The following is a 3,909-nucleotide window of genomic DNA, read 5'->3' as shown; positions in this document are numbered from 1 at the left end:
GAATGGTTTCCCTTTTTTTGTAGTATTTTCTTAATCTAATATTGTATGTTGACTTAGGATAATTTGTTAAAATATGTGAAAAACCTTTGAATTGTAACAAATGGGAGGTTTTTTATTTAAAACTATTCAATAGTACTACTTATTTTTTATTTTTGCGTTAAATTTTGATTATCAGTTTTTAAATGAGCTGGAAATCTATTTGTAAATCAATATATTATACTATAAAAAAATGTGTTATAATATACATGATTTTTTAATTTGATTAATTAAACAACGTAAAGTTGTATATGAATATTTCATCCAACATTAATTACATAAGTTAAATTTATGAGAAAATTATTATTACTTATTTGTTTTCTTGTTGTTCATTATATCAATGGACAAACCTACGAAGTGCTTTCGGTAACTTCGGGTTATAATGAAGACGTTATAGCCAATGGTTCAGGAAATGCAATTCTATCAACAACTAACATCTTAGATGATGACAGTTATGCCTTAATGGCTGAGGATTTTGATCCTGGTACAGGTACAACACCAACGAATGGGTTAGTAACAGGAGGGGTTATTTCGAGCCCTAATATTACAGGGCTGTCATTTCAATTAGGAGATTATTCAGCGAACAATTCATTAAGACTTAGTAGTACCGTTACTAACGGAACTTTTGTTTTTTCAAATCAGGTAAATGCTACAAATCTTCACTTATTAGTAACTTCTGGTAGCGGATCTTCTGATATCACTGTAGACGTGCAGTTTACAGATGGCACATCACAAACGGCTACTTCTAATACTATACCCGATTGGTTTAATAGTACAGCATTACCGGTTGAAGTTACAGGTGTTGGTAGAGTAAATGTTAATACTGATGATATTTCGAACATTACTAATAACCCGAGATTGTACAGACTTAGTATTCCGATTAACATAGCGAACCAAACTAAATTAATTGGCTCAGTTATGGTAACCAGAAATTCAGGTGGTATTGCAAATATTTTTGCTGCATCGGCAGAATTGTTAGATTCATGTCCGGAACCATATAATATTACCTCTAGTGGTGTAACTAATACCGATGCTATTTTAACTTGGAACGAGCCGGCGGTGATTCCATCTTCTTATGATTACTATTATTCAACAACTAGTACGGCACCAACTGCAACGACTACACCAAGTGGGAATACAACAGTACCAACAACAACGCTAACTGGTTTAAATGCTACAACGGCTTATTATTTTTGGGTACGTAGTGTATGTAGCAGTACAGATCAAAGTGTTTGGGCTGGACCTTATATTTTTAATACAGCAATGTGTTCTGTTGCTGATCAATGTAGCTATACGTTCAATTTAATAGATGATTATGGTGATGGTTGGAATGGTAACACAATGGATATTATCCAGAATGGAGTGATTATAGAAACATTAATTTTAAATAGTGGTAGTGCTGCTTCAGTTACGGTGATGCTTTGTAATACATCGCCTTTTACAATACATTGGAACTCTGGAGGCTGGACGTCAGAGGTTGGTATGACTGTGTATAATGATTATAGTAGTCAATTAGAGTTTACACTGCCTATAAATAGTAGTTCTTTAGCTGGGACAGATATTTATACAGGAAATGTGTATTGTGCTCCAATTACGTGTCCGCAACCTACTGCCTTAACAGCAGATACCGTTACCGATTCTTCTGCAGTGATAAGCTGGACTGCTGGAGGTACAGAAACCGAATGGCAAGTAATTGTTGTGCCTGCAGGTAACCCTATTACAGGAGTTACGGGGGTAACCGTTGGACCAAACCCAACATATACCGCAACAGGTTTAGACGCTTTAACAGAATATGATTACTATGTTTTGGCGGTATGTGATCCTACAGATTTAAGTTTTAATGCAGGACCTGAAAGTTTTACTACAAGTGTAGAAAATGATGAGTGTGATGGAGCAATTGATGTTCCTGTGAACTCAGATGATACATGTACACAGGTAACAGCTATTACATTTTCTGGAGCTACCCCTTCTACTACATCAGATTCTTGTTCTACTAATAATAGTGGAGACCTTTGGTATCAGTTTACAGCTACGAGTACGGTTCATGAAATAGAGATGGTGAATCCTATTTCAGACAGTGGTTCGCTAGAAGGTGATTTTGATGATGTGATATTAACATTATATGAAGGTACTTGCGGTAGTTTTACGGAATTGGAATGTACTACCGTAAATAATATTTTAGCAACCGATTTAATCGTTGGGCAAGTTTATTATATCAAAATAACCGATAATACTACGGCTAGTTACAATTCACAGTTTGATTTGTGTATTAATGTACCATCATTACCAGTAAACCAAGATAGTTTTAACTGTGCGATTAGAACCATAAATAGTGATTTTGAATTGCCAGTAGTTTCTGGAATCTACCCTCCTCAAGTGAGTGAAAACTTGGTTCAAGGATGGAGAACAACAGCTACCGATGGTAAGATTGAAATTTGGCCGGTTCCTAATTTTGAAAATGTTCCTGGTTATTCTGGGAATCAGTTTATTGAATTAAATGCAACAAATTCATCGTTAGATCAAGGAGTTTATCAAGATTATGAAACGCCTGCATCAACAACCTTCACCTATTCATTTGCACATAGAGCAAGAAGATCGGGTGGGGTAGATGAGTGTAAATTATTATCAGGACCTCCTGGTGGACCTTATGTTGAAGTAGGAATTTTTTCTGCAGATGACACTGCTTGGGTAGAGAATACAGGTACTTTTACATCTCCAGATGGTCAACCAATAACACGATTTATATTCCAAGCATATAGTACGGTAACAGGAGACTTTTCTATCGGTAACTTTTTAGATGCCGTTAGTTTTTCAGCCGATAACAGTATAACTATAGCCAACCCTCTTACAATAGATTGTGATGATGCTTTTGCACAAGTTACAGCTGCAGGTGGAGGATCATGGTCTGCTGTAGATACTACTGATGGTACTGTAATTGCCGACCCTAGTGCTAACAATACTACAATATCAGGATTTGTAGCTCCAGGTAGTTACTTCTATGAGTGGAATGGAGCTTATTGTTCTGATGTTTTAGAAATTATTTATGAAGTTTATATAGTTGAGTTTGCTTATGGAACTTATGAGGTATGTTATAATGATGCCAACTTAGTACCAACTTTAGCGGATAACTTCTCTGTAGGAGGTACATTTAGTGGTGATACCGGACTTGTAATAGATGATACTACAGGTGAAATTAATGTTGCTGGAAGTACTCCAGGAACTTATACAGTTACCTATACATTACCTACTACTGTTTCTACGAATTGTGATACTCAATATAGCGTAACTGTAGTTATTGATCCGGCGGTAGAAGTTGCTTTTGATGGCGGATGCCAAGGTCTTGGTAATTATGTTATAACTGCTGAACCTACTAACATAACTGATCTTTCAGGTGTTACTTTTGAATGGTCAGATGCTACTGGAAATTTCTTAGGAAGCGGACAATCAGTTCAAGCAGAAGAGGCAGGAGATTATACAGTTACTGTAACCTCTGCTGATGGTTGTATTTCTGAAGCTACTACTACGGTAGAGAGCATATTCTGTGATATTCCTCAAGGGATTTCTCCACAAGGAGATGACTACAATCAGTACTTTGATTTAACAGGCTTAAATGTTAGCAAAATAGAAATATTTAACCGTTTAGGGACAAATGTTTATACATATTCGAATTATGTAAATGAATGGTACGGACAATCAGATAACGGTGAATTATTACCTGTTGGTACTTATTTCTATGTACTATACTTTAGTGATGGTAACGCTACCAAAACTGGTTGGGTATATGTTAATTATTAAAAACACAACTAAGCAATAATGAAAAAGTTATCAAATTATTTAATAGTACTGACACTCTTATTGTTGTCAGGAGATTTA

Annotated in this window: 1 protein-coding gene; it reads left to right on the top strand. The window is 35.5% G+C overall.

What is annotated here, in order from left to right; genetic code table 11:
• Positions 1-327: 327 nt before the first annotated feature.
• A complete protein-coding gene (locus NBRC110019_RS16525; protein WP_281756577.1) occupies positions 328-3,831 on the top strand; it encodes a T9SS type B sorting domain-containing protein in 3,504 nt (1,167 codons plus the stop codon).
• Positions 3,832-3,909: the final 78 nt, after the last annotated feature.

This window comes from Neptunitalea chrysea, assembly GCF_027924145.1.
In the GTDB taxonomy this organism is placed as follows: domain Bacteria; phylum Bacteroidota; class Bacteroidia; order Flavobacteriales; family Flavobacteriaceae; genus Neptunitalea; species Neptunitalea chrysea.
Note: the sequence above shows the minus strand (reverse complement) of the source record. Positions and strands in the feature narration are given on the sequence as shown.

Bases quoted from the DNA above. Each gene is read 5' to 3' on its own strand.
- NBRC110019_RS16525 (WP_281756577.1), top strand. From the start codon at position 328: ATGAGAAAATTATTATTACTTATTTGTTTTCTTGTTGTTCATTATATC.